Annotated in this window: 14 protein-coding genes; 8 read left to right on the forward strand and 6 right to left on the reverse strand. The window is 73.4% G+C overall.

Features of this window, described 5'->3' with window-relative positions:
• The first annotated feature begins 5 nt into the window (after positions 1–5).
• Both ACFVU7_RS24325 and ACFVU7_RS24330 read left to right on the forward strand, forming a co-directional pair.
• The gene (locus tag ACFVU7_RS24325; RefSeq protein WP_074005989.1) at positions 6–1,670 is read left to right on the forward strand and encodes an NAD(P)/FAD-dependent oxidoreductase; all 1,665 of its coding nucleotides are present in this window, start codon (positions 6–8) and stop codon (positions 1,668–1,670) included.
• Entirely contained in the window at positions 1,667–2,722 is a 1,056-nt protein-coding gene (locus ACFVU7_RS24330) for an MDR family NADP-dependent oxidoreductase (protein WP_380742453.1), read from the forward strand. The genes ACFVU7_RS24325 and ACFVU7_RS24330 overlap by 4 nt, the downstream gene beginning before the upstream one ends.
• A 58-nt stretch (positions 2,723–2,780) precedes the next feature.
• Here ACFVU7_RS24330 and ACFVU7_RS24335 read toward each other — a convergent pair whose 3' ends face one another.
• From ACFVU7_RS24335 to ACFVU7_RS24345, 3 genes are all read right to left on the reverse strand, one after another.
• On the reverse strand, positions 2,781–4,166 hold the full coding sequence (locus ACFVU7_RS24335; RefSeq protein WP_388047110.1) for a hypothetical protein: 1,386 nt from the start codon (positions 4,164–4,166) through the stop codon (positions 2,781–2,783).
• A 142-nt stretch (positions 4,167–4,308) separates the two neighbouring features.
• A complete protein-coding gene (locus tag ACFVU7_RS24340; RefSeq protein ID WP_074005953.1) occupies positions 4,309–5,526 on the reverse strand; it encodes a pyridoxal-phosphate dependent enzyme in 1,218 nt (405 codons plus the stop codon).
• A gap of 131 nt (positions 5,527–5,657) precedes the next feature.
• A complete protein-coding gene (locus tag ACFVU7_RS24345; RefSeq protein WP_074005987.1) occupies positions 5,658–6,212 on the reverse strand; it encodes a YceI family protein in 555 nt (184 codons plus the stop codon).
• A 175-nt stretch (positions 6,213–6,387) separates the two neighbouring features.
• Between ACFVU7_RS24345 and ACFVU7_RS24350 the strand changes: the two genes are divergently transcribed.
• Positions 6,388–6,690, forward strand: a complete 303-nt coding sequence (locus tag ACFVU7_RS24350) for a hypothetical protein (RefSeq protein WP_375875488.1) — start codon at positions 6,388–6,390, stop codon at positions 6,688–6,690.
• Positions 6,691–6,732: 42 nt separating this feature from the next.
• On the opposite strand, the gene ACFVU7_RS24355 is transcribed toward ACFVU7_RS24350, so the two are convergent.
• Positions 6,733–9,549 (reverse strand): penicillin acylase family protein, encoded by a 2,817-nt coding sequence (locus ACFVU7_RS24355; RefSeq protein WP_388047113.1) that lies wholly within the window; start codon positions 9,547–9,549, stop codon positions 6,733–6,735.
• A gap of 193 nt (positions 9,550–9,742) precedes the next feature.
• Positions 9,743–10,756 carry a zinc-binding dehydrogenase gene (locus ACFVU7_RS24360; protein WP_074005951.1) on the reverse strand — a complete coding sequence of 338 codons (1,014 nt, stop codon included), beginning with the start codon at positions 10,754–10,756 and terminating at the stop codon, positions 9,743–9,745.
• A 99-nt stretch (positions 10,757–10,855) separates the two neighbouring features.
• Between ACFVU7_RS24360 and ACFVU7_RS24365 the strand changes: the two genes are divergently transcribed.
• The 4 genes from ACFVU7_RS24365 (at position 10,856) to ACFVU7_RS24380 (ending at position 12,754) form a co-directional block, all read left to right on the forward strand.
• Positions 10,856–11,518: a TetR/AcrR family transcriptional regulator gene (locus tag ACFVU7_RS24365; RefSeq protein WP_074005950.1), complete on the forward strand. Its 663-nt coding sequence runs from the start codon at positions 10,856–10,858 to the stop codon at positions 11,516–11,518.
• A 121-nt stretch (positions 11,519–11,639) separates the two neighbouring features.
• Positions 11,640–11,996, forward strand: coding sequence for a zinc ribbon domain-containing protein YjdM (locus ACFVU7_RS24370; RefSeq protein ID WP_117486841.1), 357 nt, complete (start codon positions 11,640–11,642; stop codon positions 11,994–11,996).
• A gap of 153 nt (positions 11,997–12,149) precedes the next feature.
• Positions 12,150–12,302: a hypothetical protein gene (locus ACFVU7_RS24375; RefSeq protein WP_158077791.1), complete on the forward strand. Its 153-nt coding sequence runs from the start codon at positions 12,150–12,152 to the stop codon at positions 12,300–12,302.
• On the forward strand, positions 12,302–12,754 hold the full coding sequence (locus tag ACFVU7_RS24380) for a MarR family winged helix-turn-helix transcriptional regulator (RefSeq protein WP_117486839.1): 453 nt from the start codon (positions 12,302–12,304) through the stop codon (positions 12,752–12,754). The genes ACFVU7_RS24375 and ACFVU7_RS24380 overlap by 1 nt, the downstream gene beginning before the upstream one ends.
• 117 nt (positions 12,755–12,871) lie before the next feature.
• On the opposite strand, the gene ACFVU7_RS24385 is transcribed toward ACFVU7_RS24380, so the two are convergent.
• Complete coding sequence (locus tag ACFVU7_RS24385) at positions 12,872–13,834, reverse strand: ABC transporter substrate-binding protein (protein ID WP_053112312.1); 963 nt, start codon at positions 13,832–13,834, stop codon at positions 12,872–12,874.
• Between the two features lie 90 nt (positions 13,835–13,924).
• Between ACFVU7_RS24385 and ACFVU7_RS24390 the strand changes: the two genes are divergently transcribed.
• Positions 13,925–14,923, forward strand: coding sequence for an iron ABC transporter permease (locus ACFVU7_RS24390; RefSeq protein WP_079272857.1), 999 nt, complete (start codon positions 13,925–13,927; stop codon positions 14,921–14,923).
• Positions 14,924–14,933 lie beyond the last annotated feature (10 nt).

Here is a 14,933-nt window from a genome sequence, read left to right on the forward strand (position 1 = left end):
AGAGCATGGTCATCATCGGCGGCGGGCTCGGCGGGCTCTCCACCGGCTGCTTCGCCCAGATGAACGGCTACCGCACCCGGATCCTGGAGATGCACGAGATCCCCGGCGGCTGCTGCACCGGCTGGGACCGGGGCGAGTTCACCTTCGACTGCTGCATCAGCTGGCTGCTGGGCAGCGGTCCGGGCAACGAGATGCACCAGATCTGGCTCGAACTCGGCGCGCTGCAGGGCAAGCGGATGCGCAACTTCGACGTCTTCAACGTGGTGCGCACCCGGGACGGCCGGGCGGTCTACTTCTACTCCGACCCGGACCGGCTGGAGGCCCACCTGCTGGAGCTGGCCCCGGAGGACGCCCGGCAGATCCGGCAGTTCTGCGCCGGGCTGCGCAAGTTCCGCCTGGCGCTGGCCCGTTACCCCTTCCTCAAGCCGGTCGGGCTGATGGGGCGGTGGGAGCGGACGCGGATGCTGGCCTCCTTCCTGCCGTACTTCAACGTGATCCGGCGCTCGATCACGGTGCTGATGAGCGACTACTCGGCGAAGTTCCGCAGCCCGCTGCTGCGCGAGGCGTTCAACTTCATCCTGTACGAGAAGCACCCCAACTTCCCGGTGCTGCCCAACTACTTCCAACTCGCCTGCCACGCCGGGCAGTCGGCCGGGGTGCCGGAGGGCGGCTCGCTGGGGCTGGCCACCTCGATCGAGCAGCGCTACCGGCGGCTGGGCGGCGAGATCACGTACAACACCAAGGTGACCGGGATCCTGATCGAGGACGACCGGGCGGTGGGGGTGCGGCTGAGCGACGGCCAGGAGGTGCGGGCGGACATCGTGGTGGCCGCCTGCGACGGCCGGACGACCATGATGGACCTGCTCAAGGGCCGCTACCTGAGCGACACCTACCGCCGGCTGTACACCCAGACCATCACCGAGCCGGGCATGGTCTTCCCCGGCTACGTGACCGTCTTCCTCGGCCTGCGCCGGCCCTTCCCGGCCGGGGATCCGTGCACCACCTACCTGCTGGAGGACGAGGTCGCCGAGCGGCTCACCGGCATCCGGCACCCGAGCATCAACGTCCAGTTCCGCAGCCGCCACTACCCGGAGCTGTCGCCCGCCGACACCACCGTGGTGTACGCCAGCTACTTCTGCGACATCGCGCCCTGGCGGGAGCTGAGCACCGGGCCGGAGCAGGAGCCCCGGGTGCGGCGCGGCGAGGAGCTGCACACCCTGCCGGTCGGCCGGGGGCGGGAGTACCAGCGGGCGAAGCGCCGGGTGCGGGACACCATCGTCGAGTACCTGGACGGCCACCACCCCGGGCTGCGGGACGCGGTGGCGGTCAAGGACGTCTCCACCCCGCTCACCCAGGTCCGCTACACCGGCAACTACAACGGGACGGTGCTGGGCTGGCAGCCCTTCGTGGAGAGCGGCGAGACCCTGGAGGAGGAGGTCAAGCGCAACGGCCCGGGGCTGCCCGGCCTCGCGAACTTCTACCTCTCCGGGGTCTGGGCGACGACCGGCGGGCTGATCCGGGCGGCGGCGGCCGGCCGGCACGTCGTCCAGTTCATCTGCCGGGACGACGGCAGGCCCTTCAGGGCCGAGGTGGACGACAGCGCACCGCCGCCCACCCTGCTCATCGAACCGGTCGGCCCCGCCGACCGCCAGTTTGGAGTCACCTCGTGAGGATCGAGAAGTGGGTCGTGCGGGAGCACGTGGACGGCGTGCCGGACGTCGAGCGGATGTACCGGAAGGTCGTGGAGGAGGTGGACGTCCGGCTCGCGGCGGACGAGATGCTGCTGCGCACCCGGTACGTCTCGGTCGACCCGTACCTCCAGGGCATCGCGCTGGACACGCCGATCGGCGACCACATGGGCGCGGACTCGATCATGGAGGTGGTGGAGGCCGGGCCCGCCGCGCGCTTCGGTGTCGGCGACCTGGTGCAGGGCTTCGGCGGCTGGCGCACCCATCTGGTCAGCACCGGCGCGCCGAGCTTCTGGCAGACCGGGACCTTCCCGATGGTCTTCCCGGCCTTCCGCCGGCTGGATCCCGCCGACTACGGCGATGACCTGCCGCTGACCACCGCGCTCGGCATCCTGGGCGGGCCCGGGATGACGGCCTGGGGGACGGTGGAGAAGTTCCTCGACGTGCGCCCCGGGTCGACGGTGCTGGTCAGCGGGGCCTCCGGGGCGGTCGGCTCGCTGGTCGGGCAGCTGGCCAGGCACCGGGGCGCCCGGGTGATCGGCACCACGGCCTCGCCGGAGAAGGCGGAGCGGCTGTGGGAGCTGGGCTTCGAGGGGGTGCTGCTGTACCGCGACGGCGACGCGCCGGAGCGGCTGCGGAAGGAGTTGGCCGAGCTGGCGCCGGAGGGCATCGACCGGTACTTCGACAGTCTCGGCGGGGCGCTCACCGACGTGGTCTTCGGGATGCTCGCGGTGGAGAGCCGGGTGGCCGTCTGCTGGCAGTGGGGGAGCCAGGTCGGCGGGGACTGGGCGGGGCCGCGGCTGCTGCCGATGATCATGTTCCCGCGCACCACGATCCGCGGCATCTTCTCGCTGGAGTGGTTCACCGAGGAGAACTGGGCCGCGCTGCGGCGGGACCTTGGCGCACTGGTCCGTAGCGGGGAGCTGGCGTACCAGGAGACGCTGCACCGGGGGTTCGACAGCATCCCGGCGGCCTACCGCGGCCTCTACCTGGACCGTTCGGCGAACCGGGGGAAGGTGCTGGTCGAGCTCTGAGCGGACGGACGTGCGGCAGGGCCCTTCGGCGGATGTGCCGAAGGGCCCTGGCGCGCGGTCAGCCCAGGGTGAACCAGGTGCTGCGGGACTTCTTCCACTCGGGGTGGGTGAGGTCCTTGGCGGCGGTGCCGTCGTTGTAGAGGTCGGCGGAGCCGTCGTCGGTGATCAGCTGGGCGCGGGCGCCGGGGGCGTCCAGGTCCGGGACGTCCGTGACGGCCTCCCAGGCGCCGTAGTCGCTGGTCGGCAGGTCGATCAGCTTGGTCGGCTTGGAACCGGGCTGGCCGTTCCAGCGGTAGAGCGCGTACGGGGCGGAGTTGTCCTCGGCGGACCAGGAGCCGGCCACGATCAGGTACTGGCCGAGGTCGTTGCGGCGGATGTCGCGGACGGACAGCCCGCCGAGGTCCAGCTCGACCGGGTCGCCGAAGGTCGCGTGCGCGGCCGAACCGTTCACCAGGGACGGGAGGTTGGTGACCGGGACGAGCAGCGCCCGGCCGCCGGTGACGGCCGGGGTGAGCGGTGCGCGGAAGCCGATGTAGGCGGTGCTGGTGCTGCCGGGGGCGAACTCCAGGCCCTCGACGTTGAAGCCGTCGATCTGCTTGGGCGCCTGGCCGTCGGCGGCGCCGGCCGCGAAGCCGTAACGCTTGCCGTGGGCGTCGTCCCAGGAGATCAGGTCGTCGCGCAGGCCGTGGTACGAACCGGCCAGGGACAGCTGGGTGTCGGCGCCGGAACCGGTGACGGTGGTGGCGAAGACGGTGTGCCGATCGGGCTTGACCACGCCGTCCTTGTTGTTGCCGAGCGAGCCGGTCCAGTAGATGGTGTTGCCGACCCGGGTGGCGGCCTCGATGTCGATCTCCTTGGAGACGCCGAGGGCCGAGCTGAAGTCCCAGGTGCGGACCGGCGCACCGGAGTTGTTGCGGTCGTACAGGCGCAGGGTGTTGGACTCGTCGTCGCCGACCACGATGAAGCCGCCGCCCGCGTCCACGGCCGCCGAGGCGTCGCTGGAGCCGGTCAGGTAGCGGCTGGTCGCCGAGGACTGGACGGCGGGGGAGGCGGCGTAGTGCAGGGTGCGGGTGGCGCTCTTGCCGCCGAGGCCGGTGACCTTGATGGTGAGGTCGGCGTAGCCGACGCCCTGGGCGGCGACCGCCAGGGTGCGGGCGCCGCCGGTGCCGCTCACCGTCACGTCGCCGGTGCGGGCGACGGCGCTGCGGGTGGTCGCCGAGGCGGCGACGGTCAGCGCCGAGGCCGCGGCGCCGGACTGGGCGACCGTCACCGTCACGGTCGGGTCGCCGGTGGCGCCGACGGCGCCGGACAGGTACCCGGCCGAGAAGGTGATCGTCGGGGTGCCGTACGAGGCGGCGCCCGCCGGGAGGGCGGGCAGGGCGAGCACGGGCACCGCCGCGACGGCGACGGCGAGCGGCAGCAGACGGCGGAGGGAACGCGACACGGTGGCTACCCTTCGGCAGGAGGCGGGAGTTGACGGAGGGTGCAAGCCTGCTGGCGCTCGGCGAACACCGACCCTACGGCGACCTTACGAGCAGGGGCGGGCAGGCGAACAGCACGCCTCGCGGCGGTGAAGTACCGTGCGTTCAGCCGGTGATGCCGGCCGCCCGCAGGCGGCGCTCGACCGCGTCCCAGTCGGGGGCGACCGGCTCGGTCCTGCGGGTGCCGACGCCCTTGTCCTTGAAGCCGCTGGAGGTCGACACGCAGACCACCGGGCCGTCGGAGAGGTCCGGCTCGCCGAGGCTGCGCAGCCCGGCCAGACCGGCCGCCGCGGACAGCTCCGTCCACAGCCCCGCCCGGGCCAGCTCCCGCTGGGCGTCGGCGAGTTGGCCGTCGTCCAGGGTCAGCGCCCGGCCGCCGCTCGAGCGGACCGCGAGCACGCCCCGGTAGCCGCTGACCGGGGAGGTGATCGAGTAGGCGTCGCTCGGGCCGACCGTCACATGGGTGGCGGGCAGGCCGTCGGCGATCGCCCGGGCGAGCGGACCGGAGGCGGCCGTCTCGCAGGAGTGGATGCGCGGCACCCCGGCGGTCAGGCCCAGCCGGTGCAGCTCGACGAACCCCTTCCAGACGCCGAACAGCAGCTCGCCGTAGCCGGTCGGGACGAACACCGCGCTCGGCAGGCCGACGTCCTGGAAGATCTCGTACGCGACGGTCTTGTAGCCCTCGGGGCCGTACGCGTGCCCGGTGTGGGTGGTGGTCAGGTTGCTGACCGGGTGCAGGCCCAGCCGGTCCACCACCTGGCGCAGCAGCGGCCAGCGGGCCTCCCACGGCACCGGGAGGACCACCGCGCCGTAGGCGTTGAGGAAGGCGTCGACGTTCGGCGGCGTGTCCGGGCCGGTGAACACCACGCAGGGCAGCCCGGCGCGGGCGGCGTAGGCGGCGGCCGAGGCGCCGTGGTTGCCGGAGGAGGCGACCGCGAGGCCCGGCGCGCCGGCGCCCACGGCGGCGCTGGTGGTGCAGCGGTTCAGCCGGTCCTTGTGGCTCCAGGTGGGGTTGCGGGACTCGTCCTTGACGTACACCCCGGGCGAGACCTCCACCAGCGGGGTGGCGCCCTCGCCCAGGCCCGGCGCGAGCAGCGGCGGCAGCAGCGGGGCCCAGCGCTCCAGGCCGCCGCGCACCGGGGCGGGGGCGAACAGGCCCGCCGGGTCGGCCTTGTCGTAGGCGTAGTCGACCTCGACGGGGTAGGAGACGTCCTCGGTGCTGGTGCGCGGGCAGCCGGCGGTGAGCGGGGGCCAGAGCGGGTAGTCGAGGGCGGGGTCGCCGAGGGAGCGCTGGCCGGTCGCGAGGGAGTCTTCTGTTGGCATGCCAGGAGACTAGCCGGGCGGCCGCCCCGCGGTCCGGCGGTTCGGCGGGCCGCGGCGCGAACCCGTTCGTGGGGGACCGGTTCCGGCTGTTCCGGGCGTTCGGGGCCCGTTCCGGGCGGGGCGGGTCCGGATCAGGCGCTCTGGCGGACTGCGGAGATGTCGAACTCCAGGACGACCTTGTCGCCGACCAGGACGCCGCCGCCCTCCAGGGCCGCGTTCCAGGTGACGCCGTACTCCTTGCGGCTGATGGTGACGGAGCCCTCCAGGCCCACCCGGAGGTTGCCGTACGGGTCGACGGCGTTGCCGGTGTACTCGAAGTCGATGGTGACCGGGCGGGTGGTGTCCTTGATGGTGAGGTCGCCGGTGACCCGGAAGTCGCTGTCGGAGCGCGCCTCGACCGCGGTGGAGCGGAAGGTGATGTCGGGGAACGTGGGGGCGTCCAGGAAGTCGTTGGTGCGCAGGTGCTGGTCGCGCTGCTCCACGCCGGTGTCGATGCTCTCGGCCTTGATCACCACCTGGCCGGAGGAACGGGACGGGTCGGCGCCGTCCAGGTGGGCGGTGCCCTCGAACTGGTGGAACGCGCCCCGGACCTTGGTCACCATGGCGTGGCGGGCGACGAAGCCGATCCGGGTGTGGGTGGGGTCGAGGACGTAGTCGCCGGTGAGTTCGGAGAGGTTGGCGGTCATGGTCGGCATGCCTCCTGGTGCGGGTCCCGGGTCTCGGCCCGGGGCTGGTCGGGCGGTCCCCGGACCACGCTAGGGGCAGTTCCCGCGGGTCGCGCGTCGGGCTGGGCCTAAGTGGGGCACGGGGTGGGAAGGCTCGCGGGGTACGTCGGAGAAACGGGGAGACGAGGGGGCCGGATTGGACAGCGGGATACGGGCGATGGTCGACGCGGTCGGCGAGGCGGAGCGGCAGGTGCGGGAGAACGCGCTGCCGAAGGCGCGGGACAGCGCCCGCGAGAGGGTCCCGGAGAAGGAGGAGGCGGCGCTGCTGGGTGCGCTCGCCGGGCTGGTGGAGAGCATCGGGGAGCTGGCGGGCGCGGTCGGCGACCGGGTGACGAACCGGGGTACGGCCAGGACGTACACGGTCGCGGGCAGGCGGCTGCGGAGCGAGGCCGGCAACCTGCGGGGCGACGAGGACGAGACCGCGGCGCGGTCCAGGTGACCGGTCACCGGTGCCCCCGGCCGGGGGCACCGGCGGTGTCGCTCAGCGGTGGCTCGGGAACTGCACCACCTGCTGGTAGGTCGGGCGGTTCTGCCAGGTGGTCTTGGCGTCCGTCACGCCGCCCAGCGGGCGCTGGATGATCGTGTCGGCGCACCACTGGTCGCCGGCCGCGCAGTCCGCGTCGCCCGGGTAGACCTGGGCGGGCGTCCGGGCGGCGGCCTGCTTCAGGGTGGTCAGCAGGACGGTCCGGCAGGCCGAGAGGTCGCCGCCGCCGCAGAACGGCCGGGCCAGCGGGCCGGCCACCCGGTCGCCGAGGACGGCGCGCAGGTCCTTGTCCAGGTAGCTCCACCAGCCGTACTGGAAGGCCGAACCCTTGTGCGGGATGGCCTCGTTGGCGCTCACCGGGCCGCCGCCGGGGCCGGTCTGCCCGCCCGAGGGGGACTCGTTGATCTGGAGGGCGCCGGTCAGCGCGCCGAACAGCGGGTCGCCGAGGCCCGGCCGCATGACGCCCTCGGCGACCAGTGGCCACCAGGCGTCCATCACCCGGATCGCGGTGGCGTCCGCGTAGCCGTGGCTGCCCGGTGAAGTCTCCTTCCGCTGGCCTCCGTTGGCGAGCCAGGCCTCCAGTTGTTGCAGGGCGGTGAGGGTGGCCTGATCGGTGACGGGCGCGCTGCGCAGTACGCGGATCAGGTCGGGCAGCACGTCCTCGGCTCGCAGGTCGGCCAAGGCGGCGCCCTCCATGGCCTGGGTGAGCGAGACCCGGCTCACCTTGCCGCCGTTCCCGAGCAGGGACTTGACCCGGTCGTCCAGCAGGTTGCCGCGGTGCACCGAGCCGTTGCCGAAGCCGGCCGAGGTGTAGCCGTTCGCCTGCTTGTTGTTCCAGGAGATGTAGTAGTCCTGGTTGACGGACTGCGGGTGCTCGGCCGCCGGGGTGTACCGGGCGGTGTTGGCGACGGGGTCGAAGTCTGCCCACTCGTAGGCGGGTTGGGCATTCACGGGGAGCCCGGGGTCGACGCCGGGGGCGCGGACCGGGTTGCTGCCGGAGTTGTAGTACGCGATGTCGCGCGAGTCGGCGTAGAACCAGTTGAAGGTGTAGTTGATGTCCTGCGCCGCCTGCTGGAACCCCGCCGCGTCGTGCACCGCGCCGGGGTCGTTCAACTCCTGGAAGCCGATGATGGATTCGGCCTCGTGCCGGTAGGTGGAGCGCAGCGAGGTGAAGGCGACGGGTGCGCCGCCGACCGTGCCGCGGGCGGTGACCAGGCCGTACCGGGAGCGGTTCATCACCAGGGTGTAGGACCCGGCCGGGGTGGAGTCGGCGGTGGTCGGGTTCCAGGTGTTCTTGCGTTCCAGCCGGTCGAAGGGCAGGCACTGGCCGTGCCAGATATAGGAGTTGGCGGCGGTGGTGACCGGGGAGCCGTCGGTGGTGCAGAGCGGGACGGCGTAGGTGTCGGTGATGTCCTGCCCGGCCGAGGTGGCGCTCCAGGCGTAGTCCTGGCCGCGGCCGAGCTGCACGTAGAAGCTCAGGCCGGCGAAGGCGGCGCCGCGTGCGCTGATCCCGGGGCCCTGGATCTCCTCCAGCATCAGCAGTTGCGGGGCGAAGTAGCCGGTCTGCGGGCCGAACACGGCCACCGGGTGGCCGTCGTCGGTGCGGGCGCCGGAGACCAGCAGGGCGTTGGACATGCCGTGCCGGGCGGTGAGCAGGTTGCCGGGCAGGACGCCGTTCGCCGCGGTGGTGGCGGAGTCGGCGGAGCCGGTGGCGTCGTAGACGACCCGCTCGGGCACCACCGAGCCGGGGTCGGGCAGTGCCTCGCCCTGCGGGTGGTCGGGGACGGTGGCGTACGGGAAGCTCTGCCCGTCGTGCAGGGTCTGGACGGCCTCCGGGTCGTCCGCCTCGCGCAGCGACGCCCAGACCGCGTCCCCGGCGTCCTTGCCGTACCGGGCCTCGGTGGCCGACTTGACCTGGGCGGAGGCCAGTTCACCGCCGCCGCCGGAGCCGAACAGGGCGCCGACCACGGAGGCGAGGGCGACCAGGTCGGTCAGCTTGAACGGTTCGATCGAGCCGGCGTTGGTGATCGGGTCGATGTGCCCGGTGAGGTCGTACTCGCCCGGGAAGGTGCGGGCGTTGTAGGACTCCTTGGCGTACTGGTTGACGCCGTCGAGGTAGGCGTTGGCGTCGGCGAGGGCCTGGGTGGCCCGGCCGCCGCGGGCGGCGATGGTGTCGATCTGCTGCTGGAGCTCGGCCTCGGTGTACGGGGCGGCCTGCCAGAAGGTCTGCTCCAGCTGGCGGTTGGCGGCGGCGCCGCCCGCGAAGCCGGACAGCTGGCCGCGGCCGACGTGCCGGAAGAGGTCCATCACCCAGAGCCGGTCCTGGGCGGCGGCGTAGCCCGCGCCGAACTCGGTGCCGTAGCGGGTGGTGCCGGTGATGTGCGGGACGCCGGTGGCCTTGTCGCGCACGATGGCGACGTCCGGGCGCGGGCTGGTGGTGCTGGCCACCTGGTCGGCGGGGACGCCGAAGGAGGCGTCGTTGAAGAAGTCGCGCAGCTTGGCCTCGGTCAGGCCGGGGTAGCCGGAGGCGAGGGCGGCGTAGGGGCCGAGCTGGTCGTCGGTGTGCGCGGGGCGGGTGCCGAAGGCCCGGTTGAGCAGGATGTCGGCGAGGGTGGCGTTGCCGTTCTCGCCGGGCGGCAGGATGTCGGCGCAGTGGCCGCCGCAGTAGTCGTTGGCGGCGGCGGTCGCGGGGGCCGGCGCGGCGGCGGTGGGGGTGGTGGTGAGGGCGGCGGTGACGAGCAGGGCCGAGGCGAGGGCGGCGGCCGGGAGTCGGAGGGAGCGGGGGCGGGGGCGTTGGTGTTGGCGTGACCGCAAGGCGGACTCCTCCGTCGAAGTCTCACGGAAGAGTCGACGGTAGGGGTGCTACTGGCCGGTTGGCTAGTGGCGTGCATGCCATTTCCCGTACGGGGGAGCGGAGTTGGCCGTCCGGGGGCCGCTCGGGAAGGAGCGGCGCCGCACCTGCCGGGCTCAGTCCGGAGGTGCGGCGCCGGGTCGGTGGCGCGTCGGGTCAGGGCTTGAGCACCAGGCGGATCGGGTCGCCCTCCTTGTGCTCCAGCGCCTCGACCGCACGGGCCGCCTCGGCCAGCGGGAAGGTGCCGCTCACCGAGCGGGAGAACTCCAGCCGGCCGCCGCGGACCAGGTTGACCAGGTCGACGACGTCCTGGCCCTCGGAGCCGTAGTGGCCGCGGATCTGCTGGCGCAGGTAGCTGACCAGGGTGCCGTTGGTGACGGTCAGCGGCTTGTTGGTGAGGCCGACCAGCACCAGGCGGCCGTGCTCGCCGAGGGTGGCCATGGCCTGCTCGCGCACCGGGGCGACCCCGGCGAAGTCGAAGGCGACGGACAGCGGGCGGCCGCCGGTGGCCTCGCGCAGCAGCCCGGCGAAGCCCGGGTCGGCCGGGTCGAGGGCGGCGTCGGCGCCGAAGGCCAGGGCGCGCTCGCGGGCGGCCGGCAGTGGGTCGACGGCGACGATCGGGAAGGCGCCGATCGCCCGCAGCAGCTGCACGCCGTGGGCGCCGAGGCCGCCGACGCCCCAGACGCCGACCGCCTCGGCCGGGCGTACGGCGCCGGTGGCGGTGATCGCGGCCCAGGGGGTGGAGACCGCGTCGGGGATGAAGCAGGCCTGCTCGAAGGGGAGTTCGTCCGGTATCGGCACCAGGGTGGTGGCGGTGGCGAGGGCGTACTCGGCCCAGCCGCCGTCGTAGTCCACGCCGCGGGTGTGCACGACGCCGTCGCGGGTCTCGCCGGCCTGCAGCAGCACCCGGTCGCCGACGGCCGTACCGGTCACGCCCTCGCCGAGGGTGTGCACGGTGCCCGCGACCTCGTGGCCGAGGGTGACCTTGTCGCCCTTGAGGTAGAGCGGCTTGAGCATGCCCTCGATCAGGTGGACGTCGGAGAGGCAGACGCCGGCGGCCTCCACCTTGATCAGCACCTCGCCCGGGCCGGGGGCCGGGACGGGGACCTCCTCCACGGCGAAGGCGCCCTTCGCGACGTCGAGCCGGCCGGCGAGCATCGTGGCGGTCATCGGGACTTCCCTTCTCACGGGGGCGGCGGGTCGGGGGAGTGCCCGCCGCTCCGGAAGTTACTTGTTATTCAACAAGCAAGTTCACACTAGCATGGTGGCATGTCTACGCACGATGAGGACCGAACCGGTGGGGCCGGGGCGCTCCGGGAGGCGCCGGCGCGCCGCACCCAGGCCGAGCGGCGCGCCCGGGCCGAGTCCGCGCTGATCGCCGCCGCCGCCCGGCTGATCGCCGAGCACGGCAGCACCGGGGTCACGCTGGCCAGGGTGGGCGAGGAGGCGGGCTTCAGCCGGGGCCTGGCCACCCACTACTTCGGCTCCAAGGCCGCGCTGCTGGCGCGGCTCCAGGAGGCTGCGCTGGCCGAGGCGATGGCGTCGGCCGCACCGGCGCGCAGCGGGGCGGGGGCCGCCGACGAGCTGTGCGGGTTCGCGCGCGGCTGCCTGGAGGGCGTCCGCAACCCGACCGACCTGGGCCGGGCCTTCGTGGTGCTGGGGGCCGAGGCGCTCGCCGGGGCCTCGGAGCTGACCGGCGCGGTGGCGGAGCTGGACGCCCGGACCCGGGCGTGGACGGCCGAGGTGGTCGGGCAGGGGCAGCGGGACGGGGAGGTGCGTCCCGGTGTGGACCCGGTGGCCTTCGCGCCGGCCTTCGTCGGGCTGCTCAAGGGGCTGGTGGTGCAGGCCGCGGCCGCGCCGGAGGCCTTCGACGTGGGGGCGGCGGTCGCGGAGTCCGAGCGCTGGATCCGGCTCGCGCTCACCGCGGGCTGAGGCTGCGGAACGCAGGCGGCCGGGTGGTCCGCGCCGCTGTCGGCCGCTCCGCGCGCAACCCCCGCTGACCTCGCGGTTCGCCGCGCGGACCGGATCCGTACGGCCTGGATATCCTGATCCCATGAGCGACAACCTTCCCCCGTGTCCGCAGTGCTCCAGCGAGTACACCTATGAGATGAACGCCCTCATGGTCTGCCCCGAGTGCGGCCACGAGTGGGTGCCCGGCGGGGCCGACGAGGCCGGAGCGCCGGCCGGCGAGCGCGTGATCAAGGACGCCGTCGGCAACGTGCTGAGCGACGGCGACACCGTGACGGTGGTCAAGGCGCTCAAGGTCAAGGGCAGCGTCTCCGGCATCAAGGCCGGCACCAAGGTGCGCAACATCCGCCTGGTGGACGGCGTCGACGGGCACGACATCGACTGCCGCGTCGAGGGTTTCGGTGCGATGCAGCTCAAGTCCAGCGTGGTGAAGAAGGCCTGACCCACGGGCCCGAACGGCCGCGCCCCGCCGGGAGGGACTGACGCTGTTGGTTAATTCGGGGTGGCGTTACTCGGCCCCGCTGAGCATCAGCTCGGCGGGGCCGAGTACTGCGAAGTGGCTGGTGCGGGTGCGGGCTCGTGGTGTTTCGGTGAGGTGGGCGTCGATGCGAGCGAGATTGATCGCAGCGCCGGTACGCTCACTTCCGGCCGCTGGGCCCGGGCGACGGCCGAACGCGCGGCGCAGCGGCTCGCCGCCGAGGAGGCGGCCGAGGAAGCCGAGCGGACGAAGGGGATGGTGGACGCCTGATGGAGCGCCTGGACAGCGGCGGGCACCCGGAGGGGAGCGGGAGCGAGGCCGGAGCGGCGGCCCGGGTCTGGCAGGGGATGAACGCCCTCGTGCTGGAACGCTACGACCGCCGCAAGAGCGTCGCCGAAGCCCTCGGCATGAGCTTCAGCCGGGTCAGGGCGCTGCGCAGGCTCGTCGCCGGCCCGATCACCCTGCGGGAGCTGGCCGAGCGGCTGGGCGCCGACCCGCCGTACACCAGCGTCATCGTGGACGACCTGGTGCGGCGCGGCCTCGCCGAGCGCATCACCAACCCGGTCGACCGGCGCTCCAAGCTGGTCCACCTCACCGAGGAGGGCGAGGCGAAGGCCGCGATCGCCACCGGGATCCTCAGCACCCCGCCGGACGCGCTGCTCGCGCTGCCGCCGGAGGACATCCGCGTGCTCGACCGGGTGGTGGCGAAGCTCCTGGGCTGAGCCGCCCCTGCCGACCCGTTCGGGGGTCCGCGCCCGCGGCGGAAGGGCCGTCACCGGATCCGCTCCGGTGACGGCCCTTCAGAACTACCGGGGGGGGGAATTCCCCGGCGGGCGCGGTTACTTCGCGCCGAAGGCCTTCTCGATGTCCTCGACGACCTTCTCCGCCGCGATCGGGCCGGAGCTGCTGCTCCACACCTGGCCGTCGACGCCCATGAGCTGGTTGGTGCCGACGGCCTTGAGGCGGGTGAACGCCTCCTGCTTGCGGGCGGTCTCCAGGGCCTTCTCGCCCTCGGCGTTCAGGGTGGCGACGAACACCCGGTCGGCGTCGGCCTTGTTGAGGTTCTCCAGGGACAGCGGGTCCGAGTGGGGCTGGGCGCCCAGGCCGTCGGCGATCGGCATGGTGCCGGCGCCGGCCTTCTTCAGCAGGTCGCCGGGCATGTTGGTGGTGTTCATCACGATCGGCCCGTTGGGCATCCAGCGCATCACCACGGCGCTGCCGCTCTTGCCCTCGCCGGCCTTGGCGGCGCGCTTGTCCAGGGCGTCCAGCTTGGCGGCCAGGTCGGCCTTGTGGCCGAGCGCGTCGCCGTACACGGCGAGCACCTCGCGCCAGTCGCCGGCCTTGGGGACGATGGTCGGGGCGACCGCCGAGAGCTTGTCGTACTGGGACTTCTCGATGCCGGAGGAGGCCAGGATGAGGTCCGGGGTGGCCTTCAGGATCGCCTCGAGGTTGGGCTCCTTGACCGTGGCGACCAGCGGGATGCCGTCGGCCTTCAGGTAGGCGGGGGCGGTGGTGCCGCCGCGGCTGGAGCTGGTGCCCACCGGGGTGACGCCGAGCGCGAGGGCGGTGTCCAGCGAGGTGTCGCCGAGGGCGATGACCCGCTTGGCCTCGGCCGGGACCTCCACGGCGCCGAAAGCGGTGTCGATGCTGCGCTTGCCGCCCTTCGCGGCGGCGGTGGACGAGGAGCCGGAGTCACCCGCGGACCCGCCGGACCCTGAGGAGCCGCACGCGGTCAGGCCCAGGGAGAGGGCGCCGACCACGGCCGCGCCGAGCAGGGTCTTGGTAAAGCGGGTGCCAAGCATGGGTGTTCTCCGAGAAATGGTAGTTTACGGGCGAACCGTTTTTCTGAGGTTAGCCTAACCATATGTAAGGCCCTGACGGGGAGGCCCGGTGTGACATTCCGATCACTCCTGCTGCGCGGACTGCTGCCCGCCGGCGCGATACTGCTGCTCGCCGTACTGGCGAGCCTGCTGCTCGGCGCGGGCGACGTGGGACCGTCACGGGCGCTCTCCACCCTGCTCGGTGACGGCGACTCCGACTCCCGGTTCACCGTGTTCCACCTGCGCGCCCCGCGCACCGCGGTGGCCCTCGCGGTGGGACTCGCGCTCGGCGTGGCCGGCACCGTGCTCCAGGCAGCCGCCCGCAACCCGCTGGCCGAGCCCGGCCTGCTCGGGGTCAGCACCGGCGCCTCCTTCGCCGTCGTGATCGCGATCGTGCTCGGCGCCAGCGCCGCCAGCGTCGGCCCGTACGTCGCCGTACTGGGCGCCGGCGCCGGCTGCCTGCTGGCACTCGGCGCGGCCCGGCTGCGCGGCACCGGCGACGACCCCGTCCGGCTGGTGCTCGCCGGCGCGGCGCTGAGCGGGCTGATGAACGCCGGCTCCTCCGTGCTGCTGCTCTCCGACGCCCGGGCCGCCGACGAGATCCGGTTCTGGACCATCGGCTCGGTCGCCGGCCGCGGCACCGACCAACTGCTCGCGGTACTGCCGGTCCTGCTGCTCGGCCTGGTGCTGGCGCTGCTCTCCGGCCCGGCGCTGACCGCGCTCAGCCTCGGCGACGACGTCGCCACCGGCCTCGGCCACAAGCCCCGCCGGGCCCGCGCCCTCGCGGTGACCGCCGTCGCCCTGCTGGTCGGCGCCGCCACCGCGATCGCCGGACCGGTCTCCTTCGTCGGCCTGGTGGTGCCCTTCGCCGCCCGGGCCCTGGTCGGCCCGGACCTGCGCCGGCTGCTCGTCGTCTCCGCCCTGCTCGGGCCGGCCGTCGTGCTGCTCGCCGACGTGGCCTCCCGGCTGGTCGCCCGCCCGTACGAGATGCCGCTCGGCGTGATGACCGCCCTGTGCGGCGCCCCCGTGCTGGTCGCCGTCGTCCGCTCGCACCGAATGCCCGCGCTGTGAAGGCCCCCGT

Source organism: Kitasatospora sp. NPDC058046, assembly GCF_042885595.1.
Lineage (GTDB): Bacteria > Actinomycetota > Actinomycetes > Streptomycetales > Streptomycetaceae > Kitasatospora.

What these genes read in the sequence shown, in the direction of transcription:
- ACFVU7_RS24325 (WP_074005989.1), top strand. Translation starts at nt 6, where the DNA reads ATGGTCATCATCGGCGGCGGGCTCGGCGGGCTCTCCACCGGCTGCTTC.
- ACFVU7_RS24340 (WP_074005953.1), bottom strand. Translation starts at nt 5,526, where the DNA reads ATGCCAACAGAAGACTCCCTCGCGACCGGCCAGCGCTCCCTCGGCGAC.
- ACFVU7_RS24345 (WP_074005987.1), bottom strand. Translation starts at nt 6,212, where the DNA reads ATGACCGCCAACCTCTCCGAACTCACCGGCGACTACGTCCTCGACCCC.
- ACFVU7_RS24360 (WP_074005951.1), bottom strand. Translation starts at nt 10,756, where the DNA reads ATGACCGCCACGATGCTCGCCGGCCGGCTCGACGTCGCGAAGGGCGCC.
- ACFVU7_RS24365 (WP_074005950.1), top strand. Translation starts at nt 10,856, where the DNA reads ATGTCTACGCACGATGAGGACCGAACCGGTGGGGCCGGGGCGCTCCGG.
- ACFVU7_RS24370 (WP_117486841.1), top strand. Translation starts at nt 11,640, where the DNA reads ATGAGCGACAACCTTCCCCCGTGTCCGCAGTGCTCCAGCGAGTACACC.
- ACFVU7_RS24380 (WP_117486839.1), top strand. Translation starts at nt 12,302, where the DNA reads ATGGAGCGCCTGGACAGCGGCGGGCACCCGGAGGGGAGCGGGAGCGAG.
- ACFVU7_RS24385 (WP_053112312.1), bottom strand. Translation starts at nt 13,834, where the DNA reads ATGCTTGGCACCCGCTTTACCAAGACCCTGCTCGGCGCGGCCGTGGTC.